This is a genomic window from Aestuarium sp. (assembly GCF_023253315.1).
Taxonomy (GTDB): domain Bacteria; phylum Pseudomonadota; class Alphaproteobacteria; order Rhodobacterales; family Rhodobacteraceae; genus Marivivens; species Marivivens donghaensis.
Genome location: NZ_JALRGW010000053.1, coordinates 1 through 3,502, shown reverse-complemented (window position 1 = coordinate 3,502; position 3,502 = coordinate 1). Strand labels below are relative to the sequence as shown.

Here is a 3,502-nt window from a genome sequence, read left to right as displayed (position 1 = left end):
ATGCAAGCAGTGTCGTTAAGACATGAAGCGTGGTTACGACTGACCGAAAGCGGAACACACGGTCACCTTATCATGCCGATCCTTGTTCATATCTTGGATGAGAGTGGTAATTCCCCGCTAGAAATCCCCCAAGACGAACTCGATCGAGTGCTCGACGATGCTGCTGAAGCAATTCCCAATACAGTTATCAATATCTTCCGCTACTGGCGACAGCAGTGAATAATTTCAATTCTGAGAACGGCGGTGAGAAAGTCGGCCACGGTAGCGGCGGGATGAGCCCGCTGCGGGCGGCGTAAAAGTCGTCCACCTTTACCCTTTCTGGCGACGGGGAGGGCGGGAGGATTTTCACCGTGGATTTGTATCGTAAGGTGCGACTGGCGTGTGCCGAGGGGATGAGCCAGCGCGAAGCCGCGCGTCAGTTTGGGATTTCCCGCGACAGCGTTCGGAAGATGTTGGAGTTTTCGGTTCCGCCCGGATACCGGCGGACGGCGCCGGTGAAGCGGCCGAAGCTGGATGGGTTCACCGAGATCATCGATGGCTGGCTGGAAGGCGATCGCGAGGTCCATCGAAAGCAACGGCACACGGCGAAGCGGGTGTTCGAGCGGCTTCGCGATGAGCATGGGTTCACTGGCGGCTATACGATCATTAAGGACTACATGCGGGAGCGCGAGCGGCGCGGCCGCGAGATGTTCGTGCCTCTGGCGCATCCGCCAGGACATGCCCAGGCCGACTTCGGCGAGGCGGTGGTTGTCATCGGCGGCGTCGAGCAGAAGGCGCATTTCTTCGTGATGGACCTGCCGCACAGCGATGCCTGCTTCGTGCGTGCTTATCCCGCGGCGACAGCGGAAGCCTGGGTCGACGGCCACGTCCACGCCTTCGCATTCTTCGGCAAGGTCCCCGCGTCGGTCCTCTACGACAACGACCGCTGCCTGGTTGCGAAGATCCTGCCGGACGGCATGCGTCAGCGGGCCACGCTCTTCAGCGGGTTCCTGTCGCATTACCTCTTCCGTGACCGCTACGGCCGCCCCGGCAAGGGGAACGACAAGGGCAACGCGGAGGGATTGGTCGGCTATTCCCGCCGCAACTTCATGGTGCCGATCCCGCGCTTTGCGACCTGGGACGCATTCAACGGTTACCTGGAGGATCAGTGTCTTGACCGTCAGGCGGATGTCCTGCGGGGCCAGTCCGAGACGATCGGTCAACGCCTCGGTCGAGATCTTGCCGCGATGTCCGAGCTTCCGGTGGCACCGTTCGATGCCTGCGACCAAGCCACCGGGCGGGTCAGCTCCCAGGCGCTGGTGCGCTACAAGACCAACGATTACTCGGTGCCGGTCGCCTACGGCCACCGCGACGTCTGGATCAGGGGTTATGTCGACGAGGTCGTGATCGGCTGCGGTGGCGAGCTCATCGCACGCCATCCCCGCTGCTATGACCGCGAGGACATGGTCTTCGATCCGGTGCATTATCTCCCGCTCATCGAGAGGAAGATCAATGCTTTGGATCAGGCGGCGCCTCTTGCCGAATGGGAGCTTCCGCCGGAGTTCGCAACCCTGCGCCGCCTGATGGAAGCGCGGATGATCAAGGCGGGACGCCGGGAATATGTGCAGGTCTTGCGCCTGCTGGAAACCTTCGACATCGATGATCTCCACGCGGCCGTGAAGAAGGCCCTGCAATTGGGCGCGGTCGGCTTCGATGCCGTGAAGCACCTCGCTCTCTGCCATGTTGAGAAACGGCCACCGAGGCTGGATCTCGATGTCTACCCCTACCTGCCGCGCGCGAATGTCGGGACCACCTCGGCAGCCAGTTACATGTCCCTGTTGTCGGGGGATGCGGCATGACCGACACCTCGAAGATCCTGCTCGCGGATCATCTGAAGACGCTCAAGTTACCCACCTTCCTGCGGGAATATGAGAAGCTGGGCCGCCAGTGCGCCACAGAGGGGCTGGACCATGTCCAGTTCCTGGCCCGCCTGGTCGAGCTGGAGTTGATCGATCGTGAGCGGCGGATGGTCGAGCGCCGCATCAAGGCCGCGAAGTTCCCGGCGACCAAGAGCCTCGACAGCTTCGACTTCAAGGCGATCCCCAAGCTGAACAAGATGCAGGTGCTGGAACTCGCCCGCTGCGAATGGATCGACCGGCGCGAGAATGTCATCGCCCTCGGCCCGAGCGGCACGGGCAAGACGCATGTGGCCCTCGGGCTCGGGCTGGCCGCCTGCCAGAAGGGCATGTCGGTCGGCTTCACCACCGCTGCCGCACTCGTCAACGAGCTGATGGAAGCGCGCGACGAACGCCGTTTGCTGCGCGTCCAAAAACAGATGGCCGGCGTCAAGCTGCTCATCATCGACGAGCTGGGCTTCGTGCCGCTGTCCAAGACCGGCGCCGAACTGCTGTTCGAACTGATCTCGCAGCGCTACGAGCGCGGCGCCACGATGATCACCAGCAACCTGCCATTCGACGAATGGACCGAAACCTTCGGAACTGAGCGCCTTACCGGCGCTCTCCTCGACCGGCTGACCCACCACGTCAACATCCTCGAGATGAACGGCGAGAGCTACAGGCTTGCCCAGAGCCGCGCCCGAAAGGCCGAAGCCCCAACCTGATCATCCTTCACAGGATTGGCCCTGCGGGCCAATGCGCCATGGCACGCGCCAGCTATCTGAGGAGCGCACGCGCCATGTCGCTCGGCGCCCCGCCACTGGCCGGGTTTTGCGCCGCCAAGTGGCCGGTTTTTGCTCCGCCGTTGACAGCGGCCCCATGCCGTTCTTGCAGGACCAAAACTTAGCCACCTCTGGGAAGCGGTATAGAAGATTGTTCGTGTCTGAAACCTTGCGCCCAGAACAGTATGGGCAGCTTCTCCCGTGAATGGCTCTGTTGGAGATGAGGGCTTCCCACTCGTGACCTTCACCGCATTGCCACCACGCTAGCTTGTTAGAACCGTGCAACACATCTTCAGGCGACTTGTTCCCGTTCTTGGTCGGATGCCATTCGGCGACAAGTTCAGGGTAGTCCGAGACGTATTTCTTGTCGGACGGCAGGTCAGGAAAGAGTTCTTCTTGTCGTTTGCTCACGTAGCCAAGATGCTATCGCTGGGACGGCATTTCAAGAATTGCTTCACTTGTTGCACTTCCATCAGATAACAGACCTCGACTAAACCTTGTCGCCTCCAAGGCCACATGGCTAGCCCCTTCGTAGACTATCCTCATCTCTACAAACCCCTTCCGCTTACACAGACTACACCGTGGCTCAAAAACGAAAATCTCCCCAGTCAGTACAAGCCAAAGCCGCTAATTGGTTTTCCAACATATTAGATGCTGGGTAAGCTGTACCGTAGCCCAGTGCCACAGCACTACTCTGCTGCGTCTTATGGGCCAAAAGATAATCTCGCTCCGCAATAGCCACTCTCGCAGCGACGCCCAGCTCGCTTAAGAACCTCATACCGTATCGAACCACTGACATATCCCTCAGAAAGGCTTCTGTGGCCCCATATAGCCCCTCCCCTCTTC

General features: G+C 60.3%; 5 protein-coding genes. 3 read left to right on the top strand and 2 right to left on the bottom strand.

Going from position 1 to position 3,502, the window contains the following annotated elements; genetic code table 11:
• From AC1QQ2_RS13870 to istB, 3 genes are all read left to right on the top strand, one after another.
• A partial coding sequence (locus AC1QQ2_RS13870; protein WP_479713569.1) for a hypothetical protein occupies positions 1-219 on the top strand: 219 nt, incomplete at its 5' end.
• A gap of 131 nt (positions 220-350) precedes the next feature.
• Positions 351-1,838, top strand: a complete 1,488-nt coding sequence (istA, locus tag AC1QQ2_RS13865) for an IS21 family transposase (RefSeq protein ID WP_425537426.1) — start codon at positions 351-353, stop codon at positions 1,836-1,838.
• Positions 1,835-2,599 carry an IS21-like element helper ATPase IstB gene (istB, locus tag AC1QQ2_RS13860; protein ID WP_274830484.1) on the top strand — a complete coding sequence of 255 codons (765 nt, stop codon included), beginning with the start codon at positions 1,835-1,837 and terminating at the stop codon, positions 2,597-2,599. The genes istA and istB overlap by 4 nt, the downstream gene beginning before the upstream one ends.
• Here istB and AC1QQ2_RS13855 read toward each other — a convergent pair whose 3' ends face one another.
• Together AC1QQ2_RS13855 and AC1QQ2_RS13850 are read right to left on the bottom strand one after the other, a co-directional pair.
• The gene (locus AC1QQ2_RS13855) at positions 2,600-3,067 is read right to left on the bottom strand and encodes a zinc-ribbon domain-containing protein (protein ID WP_479713568.1); all 468 of its coding nucleotides are present in this window, start codon (positions 3,065-3,067) and stop codon (positions 2,600-2,602) included.
• A gap of 175 nt (positions 3,068-3,242) precedes the next feature.
• Positions 3,243-3,502 (bottom strand): hypothetical protein (locus tag AC1QQ2_RS13850; protein ID WP_479713567.1); only part of this gene is annotated, 260 nt, incomplete at its 5' end.